Source organism: Serinicoccus marinus DSM 15273 (assembly GCF_008386315.1).
GTDB lineage: Bacteria > Actinomycetota > Actinomycetes > Actinomycetales > Dermatophilaceae > Ornithinicoccus > Ornithinicoccus marinus.
In genome coordinates, this window is sequence record NZ_CP043808.1 from 322,095 (window position 1) to 343,568 (window position 21,474).

The following is a 21,474-nucleotide window of genomic DNA, read 5'->3' on the forward strand; positions in this document are numbered from 1 at the left end:
TGAAGGTCGTGCTATCCCGACGTTGGTCCCCAAGGCCCGTGGGCGTTGCGCTCGGTGTCCTCAGGCGGCTGTCAGGTCGAGTTCTCTGTCGACCTTCCGCGCCGCCCTCCGGCCGGTGCTCGCTGCGCTGCGCTCCGTGTCCTCAGGCGGCTGTCAGGTCGACGACCACGGGCGCGTGGTCCGAGGCGCCCTTGCCCTTGCGCTCGTCCCGGTCGATGAAGGCACCCTCCACCTGGGCCGCCAGCGCCGGTGACCCGAGGCAGAAGTCGATCCGCATGCCCCGCCGCTTCGCGAAGGCCAGCTGGGTGTAGTCCCAATAGGTGTAGGTCCCGGGGCCTGGCGTGTGCTCCCGGGTGACGTCGGCATACCCCGCCTCCACCACACCTCGGAAGGCGTCGCGCTCACCCTCGCTGGTATGCGTGCGACCGGCGTAGTAGTCGACCGACCAGACGTCCTCGTCGGTGGGGGCGATGTTCCAGTCGCCCATGAGCGCGATCCGCGCGTCCGGGTCGGCGGTCAGCCAGTCGGACCCGGCGGCGCGCAGCGCCTCCAGCCACGCCAGCTTGTAGTCCAGGTGCGGGTCCTCCAGCGATCTCCCGTTGGGGACGTAGAGGCTCCAGACCCGAACCCCGCCGCAGGTCGCGCCGAGCGCCCGCGCCTCGACCACCGCCTCGGCCTCGTCGGAGCCCCAGCTCGGCTGCCCGGGGAAGCCGACCTCGACCTCCTCCAGCCCGACCCGGCTGACCACGGCGACACCGTTCCACTGGTTCAGTCCGACGTGCGCCACCTCGTAGCCCGCCTGCTCGAACGGCAGCAGCGGGAACTGGTCGTCCCGGCACTTGGTCTCCTGCAGCGCCAGCACGTCGATCTCGTGCCGCTCGAGAAGGGCGACCGCCCGGTCCACCCGGATCCGGATGCTGTTGCAGTTCCACGTCGCGATACGCACCGGACCAGCGTATGCGCCGGGACCCTCGACATCCGGATCCCCCGACGGAGCCGAACACCCGTGACACAGTGAGACACAGCCATCAGGCGGTCGCGGTGGACCTCGTGCATCCTCGACCCGAGAGTGAGACCGACATGGTCATGGGACTTCCGGCACACCCGTTGCTCGTGCACGTTGCCATCGTCCTGCTGCTCCTCGCGGCCGGGGGCGTTCACGTCTGGCGGGCCGGTGGCCCGCCCGGGTCGGCACCGCGCTGGCTGTCCTCGCCGCTGCGGTCTGGGCGGTCTGGGCGGTCGTCGCGGTGACGCTGGCCGGACATACCGGCGCCACCTCGGTCTGGGGCGGCTGAGCCGTCAGGGGGCCGTGATCTGACGCACCGCGCGGAGGTACCCCGCACGCACCACCGGTGACCCCAGCGCCGCGAGGCGGTCGGGCAGCCCGGTCACGGCATACTGCTGCTCCCAGCGGATCCGGGTGTCCGGCCCGGCGGCGCGCAGGGTCACCTCGATCTGCCCGCTCAGCGGTCGGCCGACCTTGTCCACGACGGCGTGGGTGTGCGGTGTCCACTCGCGGACCACCATCTCGTCGTCGATCTGCACGGGGCCGAGGCGGGTGTGGGCGACGAACTCCGCGCCTGGACCGAGGGGCCCACCGAGCGTCGTCGTGAGCGGGATGGCAGCGGTGTGCCGCTCCAGGTCCCACAACCGCTCCCACACCTTCTGCGGGGGCCGGGGACGAGGACGTCGAACCAGAAGGAGGCCACGGCGCCAGTCTAGGCGTGTCGGAGCCGGTGCCTACGATGGAGCGCATGAGCACGCCGAGCCTGGGAGCACACGTCGAGCAGACCGACCCGATCGCCGAGGCGCAGGCGCGGCAGGCGCCGCTCGTGCAGTTCTTCCTCGGGGACCCGCAGGGCTACAAGGGGCCCGAGGTCCGCTTCGAGGGTGGGGCACCGGCGTTGCGCGCGGCGGCGCAGGACGCGGGCGTCGACCTCTACGTCCACGCGCCCTACATCGTCAACGTCGCGACGCTCAACAACCGCATCCGCATCCCCTCGCGCAAGCTGCTCCAGCAGCACCTCGACGCCGCGACCGAGATCGGCGCCAAGGGCCTCATCGTCCACGGTGGCCACGTCGGTGCCGACGACGACCCGGAGAAGGGTTTCGACAACTGGCGCAAGGCCATCGAGTCCCTGACGATCGGGGACACCCCGGTGCTCATCGAGAACACCGCGGGCGGGGACAACGCCATGGCCCGCCACCTCGACCGCATCGCCCGCGTCTGGGAGGCCATCAGCGCGGCCGAGGGCTCCGACCGGGTGGGCTTCTGCCTCGACACCTGCCACGCGTGGGCCGGCGGCATCGCACTGGACGACGTCGTGGACCAGGTGCGCGCGATCACCGGTCGGATCGACCTGGTGCACGCCAACGACTCGCGGGACGCCGCCGGGTCGGGCGCGGACCGGACCGGCACGCCAACCTGGGCGCCGGTCAGCTCCCGCCGGACGAGCTGGCCGACGTCGTGCGCGCCGCCGGGGCGCCGGTCGTGATCGAGACCCCGGGCGGGGCGCAGGAGCACAACGCCGACCTGGACTGGCTCCGCGAGCACCTCTGAGCGCGGGCGCTGAGGGTCCGCCTACGCTGGGCGCCATGGGAACAGCGCTGGTGACCGGGGCCTCGTCCGGCCTGGGTCGGGAGTATGCCGTCCAGCTCGCCACGCGCGGGCACGACCTGGTCCTCGTGGCCCGTGACCGGGCCCGGCTGGAGGAGCTGGCGACCGAGCTCGCCACCCGGCACCGCGTGGCGGTCGAGGTGCTGCCGGCCGACCTCTCGGACCGGGACGACCTGACCCGCGTCGCCGAGCGGGTCGGCAGCACGGGGGCACAGCCGGTGGACCTGCTCGTCAACAACGCCGGGTTCGGCTCGCGGCGGGGCTTCGTCAGGGGCGACCTCGCCGAGGAGGAGGCGGCCCTGGACCTCATGGTGCGGGCGGTGATGGTGCTCTCGCACGCCGCCGGCGGGTCCATGCGCAGCCGGGGGCGCGGCGCGGTCCTCAACGTCTCCTCGGTCGCCTCCTACGCCGTCATGGGTCACTACTCCGCGATCAAGGCCTACGTCACGGTCTTCTCAGAGGCGTTGGCCACCGAGCTCGCCCCGCACGGGGTCACCGTCACGGCGGTGTGCCCGGGCTTCGTGCACACCGAGTTCCACGCGCGGGCCGAGATGAACATGTCCCGCCTCCCGGACGCGCTGTGGCTCGAGGCCGCCGACGTGGTGCGGGAGAGCCTCGACGACGTCGCCGCCGGGCGGGTGGTGTCGGTGCCCTCGCTCACCTACAAGGCGCTGGTGGGCGTGCTGCGGCTGGCTCCGCGCCGGCTCACCCGCACCGTGGCGGGATCGCTCGCGAGTCGACGCCGCGCGCCGCGCCGGGCGGGATGAGACGGCGGGGGCGGTTCGCCGGGCTCCTGGTGCTCGCCCTCGTCAGCGGAGGGGCGCTGGTCTGGCAGGGCAGCCACCGCCAGGTGCCGTTGCACCAGGACGGGGTGACCCGCGACGCCTGGGGAGAGCTCGTCGCGGTCGCGCCCGGAAGGGCCGCCGACGGCTGGCTCCCGTTGTCGACGGACGGGCAGACCCGCCCGGTCGAGGTGTCCGTGCTCTCGGCCCGGGCTGCGGGGCGGCAGGCGTGGCTCGCGTCGGGGTGGCAGCCGTCCGTCTCCGCGCGGCACCGTGACCTCGTGCGCAGCGCCCTGGAGGACCTGCACCTGCTCACCGCGCCCACGGGCGCCGCCCCGGGCGCGGTGCTCGCCGGCGCCTCCCCGGCGTGGCGGTTCGTGTGGCCGCGGGACGCCTCCTTCGCCGCCGTCGCCCTGGCCCGGTCCGGTCACGAGGAGGACGCGCTCGAGGTGCTCCTGCTGCTCCAGGACCTGCAGGCCGCGGACGGCTCCCTGCAGGCCCGTTACGTCCCGCTCGGCGACGGCTCGGTCCCGGACGAGCGGCCGGCGCAGGAGGACGGCCCCGGGTGGGCGCTCTGGGCGGCTCGGGAGGTCATCGACACCGGTATGCCGGGTGCCACGCCCGAGGACGACCCGGCACGATCTCTCGCGCCCCTGGTCACGCGCTCCACCGCTCGGCTGCTGGACCGGCTGGACCCGCAGACCGGGCTGCCCCGACCCTCGCCGGACTACTGGGAGCGGCCCGAGGAGGAGCTCACCCTCGGCATCGCGGCCACCTCGCTCATGGGTCTCGAGGCGGCCGCCGACCTGCACGCCCGCGGCGCGGTAGCGAAGCGCGAGTGGCAGGCGGCGGGCGTGGACCCTGCCACCCTGACGCCCACCGCCGCGGCGGTGCGCGAGCGGATCGTGGACGAGTTCGGTCCGTCCTTCCCCAGACACCTCGGGGGCCGTCCCGATGCCGCGGTCACCTTCCTCCTGCCGCCCTTCGTCGACGAGGCCGTCCCGGGGGCGGAGCTGGCCCGACGGCGCTCGCAGGCGCCGCAGCGGCGCCCGGCCGGAGGGCTGGCACCGGGCGCCGGGTGGCGCAACGACGGGGTGTCCTGGACGCCGGAGACGGCCCTGCAGGCGGTGGCGGCCGCGCATACCGGACGGGACGAGGAGGCGGGGGAGTGGCTGGACTGGCTGGACGAGCATCGGACCGACGCCGGAGCACTGCCGGAGAAGGTCCTGCACGACGGCGACCCGGCGGCGGTGGCGCCGCTGGCCTGGACCGCGGCGCTCGTGGTCCTGGCCGCCCGCCCCTGAGCCAGGGCCGCCGTGCGGGAGGGTGGACCACACCCTCGCCTACGCTGCTGGCATGACCACCCCGCGCGACCGCCTGCTCCAGCTCGTCACCGACCTCGCCGTCGTCCACGGCCGGGTCACGCTGTCGTCGGGGGCGGAGGCGGACTACTACGTCGACCTGCGGCGGATCACGCTGCACGGTGAGGCGGCCCCGCTGGTCGGCGAGGTGATGCTCGACCTCGTCGACGACCTGGACGTGGACGCCGTCGGGGGACTGACGATGGGGGCGGACCCGGTGGCCGCGGCGATGCTCCACGCCGCCGCACGTCGCGACGGCCACCCGCTCGACGCCTTCGTCGTCCGCAAGAGCGAGAAGGCCCACGGGCTGCAGCAGCGCATCGAGGGTCCCTCGATCGCCGGGCGTCGGGTGGTGGTCGTCGAGGACACGTCGACGACCGGCAACTCCCCGCTGACCGCGGTGCAGGCGGTGCGGGAGGCGGGGGCCGAGGTGGTCGCGGTCGCGGTCATCGTCGACCGGGGCAGCGGCGCGCGCGAGCGGGTCGAGGCCCAGGGCCTGACCTACCGGGCGGCCTACCAGCTGGGCGATCTCGGCCTGGGCGACTAGCGGTCCGCCCACACCGACCGGACGCCCGACCGGACACCACGATCGGACATGCCGAGCGGCCCACTCCGGCGGGCGCTCGCGGGGCGAGAGCTGCCGAGATGGGCCGCTCGGTGAGTGTCGTCAGCGCTGGCGGCGGTCCCAGTGCGCGAAGCCGGCGGCGCGGGCCGCCTCCTGGCTCTCGAACCACACCTCGGCACGCACCCCGTCGTAGCTCGGCGACTCCGGGGTGTGGAAGAGCATCGAGCCGGAGTTGCCCTTGATGGCCCAGCCGGCGGGTCCGGAGCCGTCCTCCAGCGGCTCCGCGGAGCCGGCGCCGTAGATCGACTCCGCGAAGACCGGTGCACCGGCGTCGGCGCCCTGATTCATCCGCTCCTCAGCCGGGGCCTGGTCATCCCAGGTCTGGTCGCCGCGGTCCTCGGTGACGGGTGCCGCGCCGGCGGTGGTGCCCTCGCCGGCCCACGTCTCGTCGTGGCCCTCCTGCGCGGGGGCGACCCCGGCCGCAGTGCCCTTGTCGGTCCAGGACTCCTCGCCGGTGGCGGCGTCGTCGCCACGGCCCAGGTCCGTGGTCGAGAAGGTGCCCTCGTCCCAGGACTGCGCCTGCTGCGTCTCGTCCCCGGTCGCCGTGCCCTGGTCGGTCCACGACTGCCCGGGCTGGTCCTCGGTGACCGACGCCCCGCCGGCAGCCGTGCCCTGCTCGGTCCAGCTCTGCTCCGGGTGGTCGTCGGCGACCGGGTCGGTGCCCGTGGCCGTGCCCTGGTCGGTCCAGGACTGGTCCTGACGAGAGTCCATCCCGGCGGAGGTCTCCTCGGTCCACCGGTCCTCGCGGCCGTCGGTGCCCGCCGTCGACGCGGGCGGCACGACGCCGGCATCGTGCGTGGTGCCGGAGGTCGCGGGGTCCGTCGCCGCGGCGTCGGTCCCCCCGGCCTCCTCGACGACGACCGCGTGGCCGCCCTCGTCGCTGCGGTAGGTCGTGGCCGGGTCGCCGACGGGGTACTCCTCGCCGGCTCCGCCGCCCTGGGCGTCCAGCACCTCGTCGGCGGTCAGCGGCTCACCGGCCGGCGCCTGCTCCTGCGCGTGCAGCGGCTCCTCGCTCGCCCCCGCACTCACCTCGTCATCGGAGAGGGCGGACACGCCGTCCTCCTCGGTCGGGGCGGCGTGTGCCCCGCCCGTGGAGTGGTGCGCGCCCTCGTCGCGGGCCATGCCCTCGTCGTCACGCAGCCCGTCGTCGGCCGTGCCGTCGCCCTGGGTCGCCCCGGCCACGGCAGCGCCCCCGGCTGCACCGGTCGCACCGATGGCCGCGGCCTCGCGCCAGCGGCCCGGGTCGTCCTCGTCCACGTGCCCGCTGTCGTGCTCGGCGTCGTCCGCACCCATGGGGCCCGGGTCCTGCTCGGCCGCGGGTGCCGTGTCGTAGCGCGACTCGGTCGGGGCGACCCCCGCCGCCTCGCCGTCGGCCCCGGACAGCTCATCGTCACCGGCGTGCGGCTGGTGGCTCTCGGTCCCGCCCACCGGCGCGCCGTCGGGCGCCTGGCCCGTCTGACCCGGCGCCGGCTCGACCGGCGCCTCCTCGGCCCGCGTCCCCTCGGCCGGGTCGGTGGACACCGCTCGCTCGGGCGCGGCGGGGTCCGCACCGGCATACCCCGAGGTGGTCGGGTCCGCGCCGGGCGTCACGCCGTCGCGCCCCTCGCTGCCGACCACACCGCCCTCGTCCCGGGCGTCCAACGCGGCGCCGGAGTCGTCCCCCGGGCGACGCAGCAACCAGAAGACGACGACGCCGATGAGCAGCAGCAGCAGGATCAGCATGATCCAGGTGGTGGGGTCCATCGTGGTCCCTCCGTTCCGGCGGCCCGCAGGCCGCATTCGGGTATGCGTGCGGGCTGGTGCCCGCGACCGGTCCCTACCGTAGTGCGAAACGTGCAGGTCGGCCATCACGACGGCCGAGCCTGCTGCCACACTCGTGCGCGTGAGCGACGAGCAGGAGGAGAGCGTCGGAGCCGGCCCGTGGTCCGGGCCGTGGCCGCGGGACGCGCACGGTGCCCTGCCGGAGCACCTGGATCCCGAGCTCCTGAGCGCCGGTGACCGGCGCAACGTCATGGATCGCTATCGCTACTGGCGGCACGACGCCGTCGTCGCCGACCTCGACACCCGCCGGCACGGCTTCCACGTGGCGATCGAGAACTGGGGCCACGACTTCAACATCGGGTCGGTCGTCCGCACCGCCAACGCCTTCAACGCCGCCGCGGTGCACATCGTGGGCCGACGCAGGTGGAACCGGCGCGGGGCGATGGTCACCGACCGCTACCTGCACGAGCAGCACCACCCCGACGTCGCGCACCTCCTCGCCTGGTCACGGGAGCACGATCTGCCCGTGCTCGGGATCGACAACGTGCCCGGTTCGATCCCGATCGAGGGGTATGCCCTCCCGCGGGACTGCGTGCTCCTCTTCGGCCAGGAGGGGCCGGGCCTGAGCGCCGAGGCCGTCGACGGGTGCGCGGACGTGCTCGCCATCAGCCAGTACGGATCCACCCGCTCGCTCAACGCCGGGGCGGCCGCAGCGATCGTGATGTACCACTGGGCGCTGCGGCACGCCGGGCGCCTGACACCATGAGGGCATGCGACGACACCTCTCCGCGGACCTGACCGCTGCCATCACGAGCCCGGTCGAGGCCACCCTCGGCGTGACCGTGGCCGACGGCGTCGCCACCGAGCAGGAGCGCTTCACCATCACCCTCGACGGTGACCCGGTCGACGTCCAGGACGTCCTCGACGAGGCCAGCGGCACCCGGTGGCACGTCGTCCGCGACGTCCCGCCCGGGGAGCTCGCCGTCAGCTACGCCGCAACCGTCACCGACGGGGGTGCCGCGGCGCCGGTCACCCCGCTGGACCGCATCCACTACGTCCGGCCCAGCCGCTACGTCGACCTGGACCGGCTGGAGGCCGTGGCCCGCGCCGAGGTGGGAGACGTCGCCGGCGAGCAGGGCGTCCTCGACGTCGCCGACTGGGTGCACGAGCACCTCCGCTACGTCATCGGCTCCTCGACCGTGACCGACGGCGCGAGCGACACCTACCTGTCCAGGACCGGGGTGTGCCGGGACTTCGCCCACCTGACGCTCGCGCTGCTGCGCGCCCGCGGCATACCTGCCCGGCTCGTCGCCTGCTACGCCCCGGGGCTGTCGCCGATGGACTTCCACGCCGTCGTCGAGGCGGCGGTCGACGACCGGTGGGTCGTCGTGGACCCGACCCGGCTGGCGCCGCGCACCTCGCTGGTGCGGATCAGCGCCGGCGCCGACGCCAGCGAGACGTCCTTCCTCACCGTGCACTCCGGCGGGATGACCTTCAAGGGCCTGCAGGTCACGGCGACCGCCGAGGGTGACCTGCCCGGCGACGACCACCGCGGCACGGTGTCCATCGCCTGACCGGCTCGCCTCAGGGTCGCAGGGCGGTCAGCTCGACCTCGACGAACATCGAGCTGCTCTTGGTGCCGGTGTAGATGCCTCGCAGCGGGGGCACGTCGCCGTACTCCCGGCCGCGGGCGACCTCCACGTGGCGGCCGCCGGGCTGGATGGCGTTGGTCGGGTCCATCCCGACCCACTCGCCGTCCCACCAGCGCACCCAGGCGTGCGACTCCCCGGTGTACGGCGTCCCGATCTCGGGCTCGCGCGCCGGGAGCAGGTAGCCGCTGACGTAGCAGGCCGGGATCCCCACGGACCGCAGGCAGCCGATGGTGAGGTTCGACATGTCCTGGCAGACGCCGGAGCGGTTGGCCCACGCCTCGGACGCGCGGGTGTGCACCCCGGTCGACCCGGAGACGTACTCCATCTCGTCGTGCACGAGCTCGACGACCTCGCGCGCGCACTCGCTCGGGGTGGCGCTGCGTCCGGCGATCTCCTCGACCCGTGACCTGAGCTCCTCCGGCGGCTCGACCATCGGTGACTGCAGGAGGTACTCGCTGAGGTCGTCGAAGACCTCCGAGCTGCGCACGGCCTCCCAGCTCAGGCCCTCGCCGGTGACCTCCGGGCGCTGCACGTCGACGGTGGCCGAGGCGGTCACCGCGAGCCGCGGGTGCGGCTCGTGCACCTCGAACTGCGTCACCGTGGTGCCCCAGTAGTCGGTGTAGGTGTTGGTCCACGCCGTCGGCGCGATGTCGACCTTGGTGTGCAGCACCGCCTGGTGCAGGGTCGAGCGCGGCGACATCCGCGCCTCGTTGAAGGAGTGGGAGGCCATGCCGGCGTACTCGTAGCCGGTCCGGTGCACGATCCGCAGCAGCATCAGCGCACCCCCGCCCGCCAGACGGACGCACCGGCACCGTCGAAGTAGTGGTCCGAGACCGTGTCGTTGACCGCGCTGCAGGTGCGCTGCAGCCTGCTCATGCGCTCGGGCAGGTGGGCCATCGTCTCCTCCAGTGATCCGAACTCCAGCTCGGCCCGGGCCCGGCCCAGCGCCTTGACCGCCTCACCGGTGATCCCGGTGCGCCGGCCGCCGGTGGCCGACTCGAGCGAGGCGAGCGCCTCCTCGGCGGCCTGCAGCGAGACCAGCACCGACCGCGGGAAGAGCCGGTCGAGCAGCAGGAACTCCGCCGCCTGCGCGTCGGTCGCCGCGCCCCGGTAGGTGCGGATGAAGGCATGGTGCGCGCCGCACGCGCGCAGGGTCTGGGTCCAGGCATACGGGCTGTCGGCGTTGTATGCCGCGGACTCGATGATCCGCGAGGTCATGTCCACCCGCTCCAGCTGCCGGCCGAGCATCATGTACTGCCTGCCTCGTCGTGGGTCATCGTCGTGTCCGCGATGCCCCCGACGACCGCGCAGCGCTCCCGGACGAGCTGGCAGGCGCGGTGCGCCGGCACGTGCTGCAGCCGGTTGCCCCGCATCATGTTCCACGTCGTGTTGACGGCCTCCCACATCTCCAGCGAGACCGTCTCCCGGGAGCGCCGGGCGCTCTCACGGGCGCCGTAGAAGGCGGCGACCATCGAGGTGAGCGAGGTCTCGTCCCAGCCGAGGAGCTGGAGCACCGTCTGGTGGTCGGTGCTGGCGGCGCCGTCGATGCCCATGACCCGGAGCAGCACCTCGCTGGTGGCCTCCTCGTCGACGACGGGGTCCTCCAGCAGGAGGGTGAGGTGCACCTCCAGCAGCCGAGAGGTGTCCTCGGCCCGCTCGAGGTAGCGACCGATCCAGAAGAGCGACTCGGCGATCCGGCTCAGCATGGTGCCGCCTCCTGCCGCTCGGGTCCGGCCTGTTGTTGCTGCTGCTCCTGCTCCGCGGGCTCGGCCTCGGAGCGTTTCAGCGCGACCTGCGGCGCGGTGCCGATCTGCACCTGCCGCTGGGCGCGCGGCTCGACCCGGGTCCGGCGGCCGTCGCCGGAGAGCACCCAGGTGTCCTTCGAGCCGCCACCCCGGCTGGAGTTGACGATGAGCTCGCCCTCCCCGAGCGCGACCCGGGTCAGGCCGCCGGGCAGGACCCAGACCTTCTCGCCGTCGTTGATCGCGAACGGCCGCAGGTCGACGTGCCGGGGACGCAGCCCGTCGTCGACCATGGTCGGCACGGTGGACAGCTGCACCACCGGCTGGGCGATCCAGCCGCGCGGCGAGGCGGTCACCGTGGCCCGCAGCTGGTCCAGCTCCTCCTTGCTGGCCTGCGGCCCGATGACGATCCCCTTGCCGCCGGAGCCGTCGACCGGCTTGAGCACCAGCTCGTCGAGGCGGTCCATGACCTCCTCGCGGTGGGCGGGGTCCTCCAGGCGCCAGGTGTCGACGTTGGGCAGGATCGGCTCCTCGCCCAGGTAGTAGCGGATGATGTCCGGCACGTAGGAGTACATCAGCTTGTCGTCCGCGACGCCGTTGCCGACGGCGTTGGCGATGGTGACGTTGCCCGCGCGCGCGGCGTTGAGGATCCCCGGGCAGCCGAGGACGGAGTCGTTGCGGAAGGCGACCGGGTCCAGGAAGTCGTCGTCGACGCGGCGGTAGATCACGTGCACCGGCTGCAGCCCGTGCGTCGTGCGCATCATCACCCGGCCGCCCTGCGTCACCAGGTCGCGGCCCTCGACGAGCCGGCAGCCCATGAGCCGGGCCAGCAGCGAGTGCTCGAAGTAGGCCGAGTTGTAGGGGCCGGGGGTGAGCACGACGACCTCGGGGTCGGTGATCCCCGAGGGGGCCGCGGCCCGCAGCGCCCGCAGCAACCTGCTCGGGTATGCCGCCACCGGCCGGATCCGGTGGGTCCCCACGACCTCGGGCAGGGTGGAGGTCATCGCCCGGCGGTTGGTGAGGACGTAGGAGACCCCGCTGGGGATCCGCACGTTGTCCTCGAGGACCCGGAAGGTCCCGTCACCGTCCCGGATGAGGTCGATCCCGGAGACGTGCACCCGCACGCCGTTGAGCGGCTGGATGTCGAAAGCCACCCGGTGGTAGTGGCTGGACGTGGTGACGATGTGCCGAGGCAGCACGCGGTCGGTGATGATCTGCATCGGGCCGTAGATGTCGGCCAGGAAGGCCTCCAGCGCGGTGACCCGCTGGGCCACGCCGGCCTCGACGTGCGACCAGGTGTCGGCGTCGATGACCCGCGGCACGATGTCGAGCGGGAAGGGTCGCTCCTCGCCCTCGTAGTCGAAGGTGACGCCCTGGTCGTGGTAGCTCTTGCTGACGTACTCACCCCGGTTGCGGACGTCCTCCAGCCCGAAGGTGTCGAACTGGGTGGTGATCTGGTCGTATCCCGGACGCACCTGCCCGTCGGTGGTCATCGTCTCGTCGAAGATCGACGGCGTGGTCGGGTAGTCGGTGAACGCGCCAGTCATGCCGCAACCCTAGTGGCCGGCGAAGGGCCGCAGGCGAGGCCCCCGTGGCCCGGACGCCTGTGGAAGCATAGGTGGTGACCTGACGTCATCCGCGTCCCCAGGAGGACACCATGCCCATCGCCACCCCCGAGGTCTACGCCGACATGATCGACCGGGCCAAGGCCGGCAGCTACGCCTACCCGGCCATCAACGTCAGCAGCAGCCAGACGCTGAACGCCGCGATCAAGGGCTTCGCCGACGCCGGCTCGGACGGCATCATCCAGGTCTCCACCGGCGGTGCGGAGTACTGGTCCGGCCAGGGGGTCAAGGAGATGGTGACCGGCGCCATGGCCTTCAGCGCCTTCGCGCACGAGGTCGCCAAGAAGTACGACGTCAACATCGCGCTGCACACCGACCACTGCCCGAAGGACAAGCTCGACGACTTCGTCCGACCGCTGCTGGCGGCCTCGGTCGAGCGAGTGCAGGGTGGGGGTCTGCCCTACTTCCAGTCGCACATGTGGGACGGCTCGGCGGTCCCGCTGGAGGAGAACCTCGAGATCGCCGAGGAGCTGCTCGAGCAGTGCGCGGCGGCCCGGATCATCCTCGAGGTCGAGATCGGCGTCGTCGGCGGCGAGGAGGACGGGGTCGCCAACGAGATCAACGACCAGCTCTACACCACCCCCGAGGACGCCGTCGCCACGGTGCGCGCGCTGGGCAGCGGCGACAAGGGCCGCTACCTCACCGCGCTCACCTTCGGCAACGTCCACGGCGTCTACAAGCCCGGCAACGTCAAGCTGCGCCCGGAGATCCTGCAGACCGCGCAGGAGGCCGCCGCGCAGGCCTTGGGCGGCGACGCCAACAGCCGGCCCTTCGACCTGGTCTTCCACGGCGGCTCGGGGTCGACCCGGCAGGAGATCTCGGACGCGGTCGACTACGGCGTGGTGAAGATGAACATCGACACCGACACCCAGTACGCCTACACCCGTCCCGTCGCCGGCTTCATGTTCAGCAACTACGACGGCGTGCTGAAGATCGACGGCGAGGTCGGCAACAAGAAGCAGTACGACCCCCGCGCCTGGGGCAAGGTCGCCGAGGCGGCGATGACCGAGCGGGTCGTGGAGGCCTGCGAGAACCTGCGCTCCGCCGGGACCCACCGGTGAGCGCCGGCACCTCGGACCTGCTGGGCATCCCGCCCACCGAGCTGCCCGAGGACCCGGCCGCCCGGGGACTGGAGGAAGGCGACCCGCGCACGGTCGCGGCGGCCTACCCGACGTCCTGCCTCGCATGGGCGATGCTCGCCGAGGACGCGCTGCACGAGGACGACGACGTGGCGGCCTACGCGTATGCCCGTACTGGTTACCACCGCGGTCTGGACCAGCTGCGCCGGGCCGGCTGGCGCGGGCAAGGACCGGTGCCGTGGGAGCACGAGCCGAACCGCGGCTTCCTGCGGGCGCTCGCGGCGCTGGCGACCGCCGCCGGTCGGATCGGGGAGACCGAGGAGCAGCACCGCTGCACCGAGTTCCTCCGCGCCTCCTCGGCGTCCGGGGCCCGTGAACTGGGGTTCTGAGTCCTGGTGAGCCCCCCGCCCGGTGGCGCGAGGGTCGTGTCGCGCCACCGGACCGGCCCGCCGATGTGCGAGCGGCGCCCGGGTCCGTGACCGCCCCGGGTGCCGCTCGCTCCCCATGATCGGATCGATCGCGTCCCCTGACGTGCGGTCCGACGAGCCCATACAACCACGCCCGACAACTTGTTACTGACATAAGTGTGTCAGTGGCCTTATCCTGCCATAGATGAATGCTCAACCAGGGTCCGTAGGGCTGACCGAGGCGGCCGAGCAGCTCTACCGGCACGTGCTGCGCTCGGCCCCCGCGCCGATGGCCGAGCACGCCGAGGCCCTGGGCTGGCGGCTGCGGCAGACCGAGCAGGTCATGCGCGACCTGGAGCGGATGCGGCTGGCCCGCCGCACCTCGGAGGGGACCGTCAAGGTCGACGACCCGCGGGCGAGCGTGGGGCGGCTGCTCGACTCCGAGGAGTCCGAGCTGGACGAGCGGCGTCGCCGGCTGCTCGGGCTGCGCGAGTCGTTGGACAGCTTCGAGTCGGACTACCGCCGTGGGCTGCAGCTCTCCGGCCCGCGCGTCCCGCCGTGGGAGCAGGTGGCGCCGACGGAGGCGGCAGGCGTCGTCGAGCACCTCATCCGCACCTCACGCGGGTCGATCCGCCAGGTCACGGCCAAGATGGCGACCGGCCCGGCGCACGACGACGCCGTCCGCAGCCAGTGGGACGGGCTCTCGACCGGGGGCCGGGACGTGCGCGGGATCTTCCCGCTGTCGGTGCTCACCGACCCGGAGTGGCACCCCTTCGCGCAGTGGCGGGCGGGCGCGGGGGAGCAGCAGCGCTACCTGGCCGACGACAACATCCGGGTCGAGTTCGCGATCTTCGGCCGCTCCGGCGTGCTGCTGGAGGAGAACGGCGAGGACGCCGACTTCCTCCTGCTGCGACCGCCGGCCATCATCGACGCCTTCGTGACGCTCTTCGACGAGCTCTGGCGGCGGGCCGAGCCGCTGATGTCCCGGGACGCCTCCGCGCAGGACGTCAAGCTGCTCGAGCTGCTCTCGCTCGGCTTCAAGGACGAGGCCATCGCCCGGCAGATGGGGCTCGGGCTGCGCACCGTCCGGCGACGGGTCGCGGCGCTCATGGACGAGCACGGGGTCGACACCCGCTTCCAGCTCGGGCTGGCCGTGAGCCGCCGGGGACTCGTGGAGTGACGCGGGGGCGACGCGGTCGGCATACCCGTGCCCGGCGTCGATAGAGTGAGGAGTCACCTGCCGCGAGAGAAAGGCACCACACCATGCCAGCCATCGTCCTGGTGGGCGCCCAGTGGGGCGACGAGGGGAAGGGCAAGGCGACCGACCTGCTCGGCTCGGACATCGACTACGTCGTGAAGTTCAACGGGGGCAACAACGCCGGTCACACCGTCGTCATCGGCGACCAGAAGTACGCCCTGCACCTGCTCCCGAGCGGCATCCTGTCCCCCGGGTGCACCCCGGTCATCGGCAACGGCGTCGTCGTCGACCTCGCCGTGCTCATCGAGGAGCTGGACGGGCTGGAGGCGCGCGGGATCGACACCTCGCTGCTGCGGATCAGCGCCAGCGCCCACGTCATCCCGCCCTACAACCGCGTCCTGGACAAGGTCAACGAACGCTTCCTGGGCAAGCGGCGCATCGGCACCACCGGGCGCGGGATCGGCCCGACGTACGCCGACAAGATGAGCCGGGTGGGCATCCGGGTCCAGGACCTCTACGACGAGTCGATCCTGCGGCAGAAGGTCGAGGCGGCCCTGGACGTCAAGAACCAGCTGCTGCTCAAGATCTACAACCGACGTGCCGTCGAGGTCGACGAGGTGATGGAGGAGCTGCTCCGGCACGCCGAGCGCATCCGGCCGATGGTCACCGACACCGTCCTCGAGCTGGGCGAGGCGCTGGACGCCGGCAAGACGGTGCTCTTCGAGGCCGGGCAGGCGACGCTGCTCGACGTCGACCACGGCACCTACCCCTTCGTCACGTCCTCCAACGCCACCGCGGGCGGCGCGTGCACCGGCTCGGGGGTGCCCCCGACCCGCATCGACCGGGTCATCGGCGTGTTCAAGGCCTACTCGACCCGGGTCGGGGAGGGCCCGTTCCCCACCGAGCTGGAGGACGAGCACGGGCAGCACCTGCGCGACGTGGGCGCGGAGTACGGCACGACGACCGGGCGGCCGCGGCGGTGCGGGTGGGCTGACGTCGTCATCGGCCGCTACGCCCAGCGGGTCAACGGGCTGACGGACGTGGTGCTCACCAAGCTCGACGTGCTCACCGGCCTGGACACCGTGCCGATCTGCGTGGGCTACGACGTGCAGGGCCAGCGCTTCGACGAGATGCCCGTCAACCTGTCGGACTTCCACCACGCCCGGCCCGTCTACGAGGAGCTGCCCGGCTGGTCCGAGGACATCACCGGTGCCCGCCGCTTCACCGACCTCCCGCTCGCCGCGCAGCGTTACGTCGAGCGGCTCGAGGAGCTCATCGGCGCACGGATCTCGGTCATCGGCATCGGCCCGGGCCGCGATGAGGTCATCGTCCGCCACGACCTGCTCGGGCGCGACGAGGCCGCTGTGGCCTGAGCGGGAGTGACGCCACCGCTCTCGACGGCCGGGCGCACCGGCGACGCTCTCGGGCGCGACGGCATACCCTGTGGCCATGGATGTGACGGTCGCCACCACCTTCGACGCGCCGCGCACCCTCGTGGCGGCCGTCGCCGGCGACCCGGACCAGGCGATGCGCTGGTACGCCAACATCCGGTCCGTGCAGTGGGAGGGCGACCCGGTGCTCCAGGAAGGTGCTCGGGTCGACTTCGTCGCCCGCTTCCTCGGCCGGCGGCTCGCCTACACCTACGAGATCGTCGACCTCGTGCCGGACGAGTGCCTGGTGATGCGTACCGACGACGGACCCTTCCCGATGGAGACCACCTACACCTGGTGGGACGAGGAGGAGGTCGAGGGGCGTCCGCGCACCGGGATGAGCCTGCGCAACGCCGGCCGGCCGAAGGCGATGACCACGCTGGCCTCCGGTGCGGTGACGCTGGGTATGAAGCGCGCCATGCGCCGTGATCTGGAGCGGCTGCGGCTCGTGCTGCGTGAGGAGCAGGACGCCGAGCACGCCTGACACCCCGACCGGCCGCACGATGTGTGTCGACCGACCGCACGGTCTGTCCCGATGAGTTCAGCGCACCGCTCGGGTCCGACCACCGACGACCCGGGACGAGACGAGGTATGCCTGTGACCAGCTGGACGACGACGGAGCTGTGGGCCGCGGTGCACGCCGAGCGTGCGGCGCTCGCGGACGACCTCGCCACCCTGGCGCCGGAGCAGTGGGAGGCGCCCAGCCTGTGCGGCCGCTGGAGCGTGCGCGAGGTGGTGGCCCACCTCACCGCGGCGGCCAGCGTCGGCAGGGTGCTCTGGCTGGTCAGCGTGCTCGGGGCACGCTTCGACTTCGACCTGCACAACCAGCGACGCCTCGCCGAGCACCTCGGGGCGTCCGCGCAGGACACGCTGGCAGGGTTCCGGGCGGTCGTGACCAGCACCACGGCGGCCTCGGGACACACGCCGGCGTGGCTCGGCGAGGTCGTCGTCCACGGGCAGGACATCCGGCAGCCGCTGGGGATTGCGCGCGAGCCCGCCCCCGCAGCCGTGACCCAGGTCGCGGAGTTCTTCGCGGCCCGCGACTTCACGGTCCCCAGCCGGACGATGGCCGACGGGCTGCGGCTGAAGGCCTGCGACACGGACTTCACGACGGGTGAGGGCCCGCTCGTGGGCGGCTCGACGCTGGCCCTGACCATGGTGATGGCGGGGCGCGCGGCATACCTCACCCAGCTGTCCGGTCCGGGCCTGCCCGTCCTGGCGGAGCGGCTGGGCACGGCCGGGCCCTCGTCCTGACGGACCGACCACGGCCTAGCAGAACCTTCATCGGGAAATATGCCGATGACGGTCATGCTAGGCCGACGTTGGTCCATCGGGAGGCAGCTGATCGGGTACTCAGGGCTCAGAGGCGCTCAGGGGCTCAGGGCACTCAGGACGGCAGGGCGGCGCTGAGGCGGGGCAGGGCCCGCTCCACGGGGCCGGGCAGGCCCGCGCCGAAGGGCGTGACGTCGACGACGTCGCCGGCCCGGCGGGGCCGCTTCCAGGTGCCGACCGCGCGGCCCGCACGCACCACGGTGCCGCGGAAGACGCCGTTGCCGCCGGGGACGACCTGCGCCTCCTCGTCCTGGGTGAGCACCGCCCGGCGGTCGCCGTAGCCGAGGACCAGCTCGTCGAAGCCCGGGAGCAGGAGGTGGGCCGCGGTTCGGCGCCGCTGCTGGCCGTAGCGCTGCACGACCGCGGGGTCCACCCAGTGCTCCACACCGTCGACCAGCAGCACCTCGAGCGTGTCGCGCGCGGCGTCCAGCACCGGGGCGACGTCCCGCTTCAGGAGCTTGGTCCACCACAGGAAGTCGGCGACCGGGACCGGCCCGTGGCTGCGGGCATACCGGACGAACCACTCGGCCACCGCCTCCTCGCCCTCGCGCCTGCGCGCCGTGGAGATCCACTCCTGCGTGAGCACGAGTCGTTGCTCCGTGCCGGTGGTCGGTCCCTGGCAGAGCAGGCCGCGCAGAGCCAGGTGGAAGATCGAGTGGTAGCCGCGACCGCCGTCGGTCTCGTGACCGGCCGCCTCCCAGGCGCGCAGCAGCTCGGCCCGGGTGAGGCCCCCGCCACGCAGCACCTCCAGCGCCACCGACTCGGCCCGGTCGAGCACGGCCTCGCCGAGCCCGAGCTGCTCGCGGCGGCGGGTCGTCTCGCGCCGGACCCGCTCCGAGGTGAGCCCGAGCATCCAGCCGAGATCCTCGGCCGGCACGACGAAGAGCGTGCCGCGCATCGGCCAGCTGCGCACGATCGTGCCCGAGTCGTAGGCGTCGCGGACGTCCTGGAGCCGGCGGGACGTGGTGCGCAGGGCGATCGACACCGACGAGCCGGGGTAGTCCTGGCCCTGGGTGCAGGTCAGGTGCCGCACCACCTCGGTGGGCGAGGCCAGCGGGTCGACCAGCCGCTGCGAGAGCAGCCGCATCCGGGCCACGTCGGCCAGGGACCAGCGGTCGGCCCTCATGACCCCGTGCCCGGCGGCTGCCCGTCATCGCCGCCCACGGGCCCGTCGTCGGGGCTGTCCCATGTGTCGTCCGCGCTGGCTCCCGTAGCCCCGGAGCCGGCCTGCCCGGCGGCCTCGGCCGCCGCCTGTGCCGCGCGCGCCAGCCACGCTGGTGGATCACCGTAGCGTTGCGGCGGCACGAGCCGACCGGCCGCGCTGTCCGCGACCAGCTGCTGCAGCCGGGAGGTGCGGGTGGCCTCCCGCTTGGCGCCCGTCACCCAGGTGGCGACCTGCTTGCGGTAGCTGGGCGTGGCGGCCTCCCAGAAGGCCAGGGCGGCCGGGTCCGCGCGCAGCACCTGCTCCTGCTCCGGGGTGAGGTGCCGGTCGTCCCGCTCGAAGGAGTAGATCGCGGTGCGCTCGGGCGTCCGCGCCTCGTAGGCGGTGATCCCGGCAGGACGCATGAGGCCCTCGGAGGTCAGCCGCTCCACGTGGGCGACGTTGACCGCGCTCCAGATGCTGCCCCGACGGCGCGGGGTCCACCGCTGGCGCCGCGCGTCGTCGTCGATCCGTTGGCTGACCGAGTCGATCCAGCCGAAGCACAGGGCCTGCGGCACCGCTTCGGCCCAGGTGAGGCCGCGTGGCTCGACGTGCCTCTTGTGCAGGCCCATCCAGAGCTCGTCGGCGCTCTCGTGGTGCTCCTCCAGCCAGGTGCGGAAGTCCTCCGGGCCGTCGAAGAAGACCGCCGGACGGTCCCGGCTGCCACCCTCGCGCCAGCCCACCTCAGTCGCCACCGAAGGTGAAGCGGGTGCAGTCGGTCGGGAAGGAGAACCACGCGAGCGCCCGGTGCGGGGTGATCACGCGCAGCCCACCGCCGTCCTCGCCCGACCAGGAGTCCGGCCCGGGGGAGTAGCCGGAGTCGGCGTACTTCTCCAAGGCCTGCGCCAGCCGCGCGCCCAACCCGTCGGCCTCCGCGCGGGTGGCGTGCGACTCGCCCTCGACGATGACCACCTCCGTGCCGCTCTCCAGCGTCAGCGTGACCGCCGGGTTGGCCTCGACGTTGCGGGTATGCCGCGTCGTCGGGGCACCGTCGTACCAGAACCTGCCGTCCCGCCAGACCCCCCAGCGGGGCACCGAGTGCGGTCGGCCGTCGGGCCGCACGCTGGCCAGCCAGTAGTGCTGCGCCTCCCGCAGCCGCGCCTCCACCTCGTCCCAGCCGAGCTGACCCTCGGCGGTCTCCGGGATGCCGTAGCCCTCCGGGAAGGTCGGGCGGTCGGTCTGCGGGGTCCCCGCGGTGCTCATGACGAGACCGTAGCGCCAAGCACCGACAGGCGGGGCCGGCCGGACCGCTGCCCTCGCTGGTGGGCGGGCTGCAGACGCAGGGCGCCTGGACCCGGCAGCAGGGCCGATGGTCCGGGGTGCACCTCGCCCTCGACCCGCTCGCGGCGCGCGGGCTACTCGGGATGCCGGCGACCGAGCTCGCGCCCGGTGCGGACGGGCATACCACCGTCGAGGCCGACGCGGTGCTCCCGCGAGAGGTGCGCGCCCTCGCCGACCGCCTGGCCTCGGCAGGGACGGCGGAGCAGGCGGCGACGCTCGCCGCCTGGGCGCGCGCCCGGCCGGCCCCGCCGCCGAGGCAGGAGGTGGTCGCCGCCGTCCGTCTCATCCAGTGCCGGCACGGTCGGGTCCGCATCGGCGAGGTCGCCCGCCACGTGCACCTCAGCCCCCGTCAGCTGCGGACGGTGGTGCGCGCCGAGCTCGGGGTCGGGCCGAAGCACCTGGCCCGCCTCACCCGCTTCGAGCATGCCGCTGCCCGGGTGCGCGGTGGGGGTCACCGGAACCTGACCGACCTGGCGCACGCGACGGGGTATACCGATCTCGCCCACCTCGACGCGGAGTGGCGCGACCTGATCGGCTGCTCCCCGACGACCTGGCTGGCGCAGGAGCGCCGAGACGTCCACGCGGAGGAGGAGACGGTGGGGGCAGACTCGGGCCCATGACCGAGATCCGTGTGTCCCCCAAGCTCGTCGTCCACGACGCCGATGCGGCCCTGACGTTCTACGCCGAGGTGCTCGGTGCGCGCCTGCTCACCCGCCACACGATGGGAGGGTCCGTCGTCTTCGCCGCGCTGGAGCTCCCCGGTGGCGGGCAGGTGCAGGTCAAGGACCCGGACGGCGTCGACGCGGCTCCTGACCGGGAGGCGTCGGTGATGGGGACCGGCGTGATCCTCGACGTCCTCACCGACGACCCGGACGCCGTCATGGCGCGGGCGCTCGAGCGAGGTGCGGAGCAGATCTTCGAGGTCGAAGACCAGCCGTACGGGTCGCGGCAGGGCCGCTTCCGCGACCCGTTCGGGCACCAGTGGATCGTGGGCACCCAGGTCAGCATGAGCGACGCCGACGTGCAGGCCGCCCTGGACGAGTGGGCGCGGCAGACCTGAGCCACCGCGGTGGGGACGTGCTGCCAGGGCCACCCGGAGCCACCGCGGTCACCCGAGCAGTGCCCCCGCCAGCTCCCGCGGCCGGCTCCCCGATGTCGACGGCGCGGTGGCCCGAGCCCTCCCACCACTGCCCGCCGCTCTCGCCCGGCGTCGGGATCATCGCGTTGAGCAGCACGAACCGGCGGACAGCTGCACCGCCACGGCGTCGCCCAGCAGCGGCACCAGCCGGTGCCAGTCCCAGGCCTGCCCGCCCGCCCCGGGCACCAGGATGAACCTCATGCCACTCCGACCATCCCCAGGCCCCGGACTCATCGGCCTCGC

Annotated in this window: 22 protein-coding genes and 2 pseudogenes; 14 read left to right on the forward strand and 10 right to left on the reverse strand. The window is 73.2% G+C overall.

All coding sequences use genetic code 11. The annotated features are described in order from the left end of the window. Positions 1–142 precede the first annotated feature (142 nt). Positions 143–946 carry an exodeoxyribonuclease III gene (locus tag FU792_RS01630; RefSeq protein ID WP_022925379.1) on the reverse strand — a complete coding sequence of 268 codons (804 nt, stop codon included), beginning with the start codon at positions 944–946 and terminating at the stop codon, positions 143–145. Positions 947–1,299: 353 nt separating this feature from the next. Continuing rightward, positions 1,300–1,662 carry an SRPBCC family protein gene (locus FU792_RS01635; protein WP_161600176.1) on the reverse strand — a complete coding sequence of 121 codons (363 nt, stop codon included), beginning with the start codon at positions 1,660–1,662 and terminating at the stop codon, positions 1,300–1,302. A 92-nt stretch (positions 1,663–1,754) separates the two neighbouring features. Between FU792_RS01635 and FU792_RS01640 the strand changes: the two are divergent. The 4 genes and pseudogenes from FU792_RS01640 (at position 1,755) to pyrE (ending at position 5,307) form a co-directional block, all read left to right on the forward strand. Further along, a pseudogene (locus tag FU792_RS01640) lies at positions 1,755–2,560 on the forward strand (deoxyribonuclease IV). Positions 2,561–2,595: 35 nt separating this feature from the next. Beyond that, positions 2,596–3,384 carry an SDR family NAD(P)-dependent oxidoreductase gene (locus FU792_RS01645; protein ID WP_028131084.1) on the forward strand — a complete coding sequence of 263 codons (789 nt, stop codon included), beginning with the start codon at positions 2,596–2,598 and terminating at the stop codon, positions 3,382–3,384. Then, positions 3,381–4,703, forward strand: coding sequence for a glycoside hydrolase family 15 protein (locus FU792_RS16595; protein WP_022925383.1), 1,323 nt, complete (start codon positions 3,381–3,383; stop codon positions 4,701–4,703). Before FU792_RS01645 ends, FU792_RS16595 begins: the two co-directional genes overlap by 4 nt. 52 nt (positions 4,704–4,755) lie before the next feature. Further along, the gene (pyrE, locus tag FU792_RS01655; protein WP_022925384.1) at positions 4,756–5,307 is read left to right on the forward strand and encodes an orotate phosphoribosyltransferase; all 552 of its coding nucleotides are present in this window, start codon (positions 4,756–4,758) and stop codon (positions 5,305–5,307) included. A gap of 120 nt (positions 5,308–5,427) precedes the next feature. On the opposite strand, the gene FU792_RS01660 is transcribed toward pyrE, so the two are convergent. Further along, a complete protein-coding gene (locus tag FU792_RS01660) occupies positions 5,428–7,128 on the reverse strand; it encodes a sunset domain-containing protein (RefSeq protein WP_022925385.1) in 1,701 nt (566 codons plus the stop codon). A 139-nt stretch (positions 7,129–7,267) separates the two neighbouring features. Here FU792_RS01660 and FU792_RS01665 point away from each other — a divergent pair, with 139 nt between their 5' ends. After that, entirely contained in the window at positions 7,268–7,912 is a 645-nt protein-coding gene (locus FU792_RS01665) for a TrmH family RNA methyltransferase (RefSeq protein WP_022925386.1), read from the forward strand. A gap of 4 nt (positions 7,913–7,916) precedes the next feature. Next, positions 7,917–8,720: a transglutaminase-like domain-containing protein gene (locus tag FU792_RS01670; RefSeq protein WP_022925387.1), complete on the forward strand. Its 804-nt coding sequence runs from the start codon at positions 7,917–7,919 to the stop codon at positions 8,718–8,720. A 10-nt stretch (positions 8,721–8,730) separates the two neighbouring features. Here FU792_RS01670 and FU792_RS01675 read toward each other — a convergent pair whose 3' ends face one another. The 3 genes and pseudogenes from FU792_RS01675 to FU792_RS01685 all read right to left on the reverse strand — a co-directional run bounded on the left by FU792_RS01675 (position 8,731) and on the right by FU792_RS01685 (position 12,087). Then, entirely contained in the window at positions 8,731–9,573 is an 843-nt protein-coding gene (locus FU792_RS01675; protein ID WP_022925388.1) for a transglutaminase family protein, read from the reverse strand. Continuing rightward, positions 9,573–10,504: pseudogene (locus tag FU792_RS19030) on the reverse strand (alpha-E domain-containing protein). Before FU792_RS19030 ends, FU792_RS01675 begins: the two are co-directional and overlap by 1 nt. After that, positions 10,498–12,087 (reverse strand): circularly permuted type 2 ATP-grasp protein, encoded by a 1,590-nt coding sequence (locus FU792_RS01685; protein ID WP_022925390.1) that lies wholly within the window; start codon positions 12,085–12,087, stop codon positions 10,498–10,500. The pseudogene FU792_RS19030 and the gene FU792_RS01685 overlap by 7 nt, the downstream one beginning before the upstream one ends. 110 nt (positions 12,088–12,197) lie before the next feature. Here FU792_RS01685 and fbaA point away from each other — a divergent pair, with 110 nt between their 5' ends. The 6 genes from fbaA (at position 12,198) to FU792_RS01715 (ending at position 17,533) form a co-directional block, all read left to right on the forward strand. Then, positions 12,198–13,226 carry a class II fructose-bisphosphate aldolase gene (gene fbaA, locus FU792_RS01690; RefSeq protein WP_022925391.1) on the forward strand — a complete coding sequence of 343 codons (1,029 nt, stop codon included), beginning with the start codon at positions 12,198–12,200 and terminating at the stop codon, positions 13,224–13,226. After that, positions 13,223–13,633 carry a DUF3151 domain-containing protein gene (locus FU792_RS01695; RefSeq protein ID WP_022925392.1) on the forward strand — a complete coding sequence of 137 codons (411 nt, stop codon included), beginning with the start codon at positions 13,223–13,225 and terminating at the stop codon, positions 13,631–13,633. The genes fbaA and FU792_RS01695 overlap by 4 nt, the downstream gene beginning before the upstream one ends. Positions 13,634–13,856: 223 nt before the next feature. Further along, the gene (locus FU792_RS01700; protein WP_149814493.1) at positions 13,857–14,831 is read left to right on the forward strand and encodes a helix-turn-helix domain-containing protein; all 975 of its coding nucleotides are present in this window, start codon (positions 13,857–13,859) and stop codon (positions 14,829–14,831) included. A gap of 83 nt (positions 14,832–14,914) precedes the next feature. Beyond that, entirely contained in the window at positions 14,915–16,222 is a 1,308-nt protein-coding gene (locus FU792_RS01705; protein WP_149814494.1) for an adenylosuccinate synthase, read from the forward strand. Between the two features lie 76 nt (positions 16,223–16,298). Next, on the forward strand, positions 16,299–16,763 hold the full coding sequence (locus tag FU792_RS01710; RefSeq protein WP_033418946.1) for an SRPBCC family protein: 465 nt from the start codon (positions 16,299–16,301) through the stop codon (positions 16,761–16,763). 107 nt (positions 16,764–16,870) lie between these two features. Beyond that, a complete protein-coding gene (locus FU792_RS01715) occupies positions 16,871–17,533 on the forward strand; it encodes a maleylpyruvate isomerase family mycothiol-dependent enzyme (RefSeq protein ID WP_149814495.1) in 663 nt (220 codons plus the stop codon). A gap of 133 nt (positions 17,534–17,666) precedes the next feature. Here FU792_RS01715 and FU792_RS01720 read toward each other — a convergent pair whose 3' ends face one another. From FU792_RS01720 to FU792_RS01730, 3 genes are read right to left on the reverse strand one after another with little or no spacing between them, the layout of a single operon-like run. Beyond that, positions 17,667–18,737 carry a winged helix DNA-binding domain-containing protein gene (locus FU792_RS01720; protein ID WP_022925397.1) on the reverse strand — a complete coding sequence of 357 codons (1,071 nt, stop codon included), beginning with the start codon at positions 18,735–18,737 and terminating at the stop codon, positions 17,667–17,669. After that, entirely contained in the window at positions 18,734–19,507 is a 774-nt protein-coding gene (locus tag FU792_RS01725) for a YdeI/OmpD-associated family protein (RefSeq protein ID WP_022925398.1), read from the reverse strand. The genes FU792_RS01720 and FU792_RS01725 overlap by 4 nt, the downstream gene beginning before the upstream one ends. After that, positions 19,497–20,015 carry a pyridoxamine 5'-phosphate oxidase family protein gene (locus tag FU792_RS01730; protein ID WP_022925399.1) on the reverse strand — a complete coding sequence of 173 codons (519 nt, stop codon included), beginning with the start codon at positions 20,013–20,015 and terminating at the stop codon, positions 19,497–19,499. Before FU792_RS01730 ends, FU792_RS01725 begins: the two co-directional genes overlap by 11 nt. Before the next feature lie 59 nt (positions 20,016–20,074). On the opposite strand from FU792_RS01730, the gene FU792_RS01735 reads away from it, so the two are divergent. Together FU792_RS01735 and FU792_RS01740 are read left to right on the forward strand one after the other, a co-directional pair. Then, entirely contained in the window at positions 20,075–20,713 is a 639-nt protein-coding gene (locus FU792_RS01735) for a helix-turn-helix domain-containing protein (RefSeq protein WP_022925400.1), read from the forward strand. Continuing rightward, entirely contained in the window at positions 20,710–21,153 is a 444-nt protein-coding gene (locus FU792_RS01740) for a VOC family protein (protein WP_022925401.1), read from the forward strand. Before FU792_RS01735 ends, FU792_RS01740 begins: the two co-directional genes overlap by 4 nt. A gap of 156 nt (positions 21,154–21,309) precedes the next feature. On the opposite strand, the gene FU792_RS18300 is transcribed toward FU792_RS01740, so the two are convergent. Then, positions 21,310–21,432, reverse strand: a complete 123-nt coding sequence (locus FU792_RS18300) for a hypothetical protein (protein WP_022925402.1) — start codon at positions 21,430–21,432, stop codon at positions 21,310–21,312. Between the last annotated feature and the right edge of the window lie 42 nt (positions 21,433–21,474).

Bases quoted from the DNA above. Each gene is read 5' to 3' on its own strand.
- FU792_RS01645 (WP_028131084.1), top strand. From the start codon at position 2,596: ATGGGAACAGCGCTGGTGACCGGGGCCTCGTCCGGCCTGGGTCGGGAG.
- FU792_RS16595 (WP_022925383.1), top strand. From the start codon at position 3,381: ATGAGACGGCGGGGGCGGTTCGCCGGGCTCCTGGTGCTCGCCCTCGTC.
- pyrE (WP_022925384.1), top strand. From the start codon at position 4,756: ATGACCACCCCGCGCGACCGCCTGCTCCAGCTCGTCACCGACCTCGCC.
- FU792_RS01660 (WP_022925385.1), bottom strand. From the start codon at position 7,128: ATGGACCCCACCACCTGGATCATGCTGATCCTGCTGCTGCTGCTCATC.
- FU792_RS01670 (WP_022925387.1), top strand. From the start codon at position 7,917: ATGCGACGACACCTCTCCGCGGACCTGACCGCTGCCATCACGAGCCCG.
- FU792_RS01675 (WP_022925388.1), bottom strand. From the start codon at position 9,573: ATGCTGCTGCGGATCGTGCACCGGACCGGCTACGAGTACGCCGGCATG.
- FU792_RS01685 (WP_022925390.1), bottom strand. From the start codon at position 12,087: ATGACTGGCGCGTTCACCGACTACCCGACCACGCCGTCGATCTTCGAC.
- fbaA (WP_022925391.1), top strand. From the start codon at position 12,198: ATGCCCATCGCCACCCCCGAGGTCTACGCCGACATGATCGACCGGGCC.
- FU792_RS01700 (WP_149814493.1), top strand. From the start codon at position 13,857: ATGAATGCTCAACCAGGGTCCGTAGGGCTGACCGAGGCGGCCGAGCAG.
- FU792_RS01705 (WP_149814494.1), top strand. From the start codon at position 14,915: ATGCCAGCCATCGTCCTGGTGGGCGCCCAGTGGGGCGACGAGGGGAAG.
- FU792_RS01710 (WP_033418946.1), top strand. From the start codon at position 16,299: ATGGATGTGACGGTCGCCACCACCTTCGACGCGCCGCGCACCCTCGTG.
- FU792_RS01715 (WP_149814495.1), top strand. From the start codon at position 16,871: ATGCCTGTGACCAGCTGGACGACGACGGAGCTGTGGGCCGCGGTGCAC.
- FU792_RS01720 (WP_022925397.1), bottom strand. From the start codon at position 18,737: ATGAGGGCCGACCGCTGGTCCCTGGCCGACGTGGCCCGGATGCGGCTG.
- FU792_RS01730 (WP_022925399.1), bottom strand. From the start codon at position 20,015: ATGAGCACCGCGGGGACCCCGCAGACCGACCGCCCGACCTTCCCGGAG.
- FU792_RS01740 (WP_022925401.1), top strand. From the start codon at position 20,710: ATGACCGAGATCCGTGTGTCCCCCAAGCTCGTCGTCCACGACGCCGAT.
- FU792_RS18300 (WP_022925402.1), bottom strand. From the start codon at position 21,432: ATGAGGTTCATCCTGGTGCCCGGGGCGGGCGGGCAGGCCTGGGACTGG.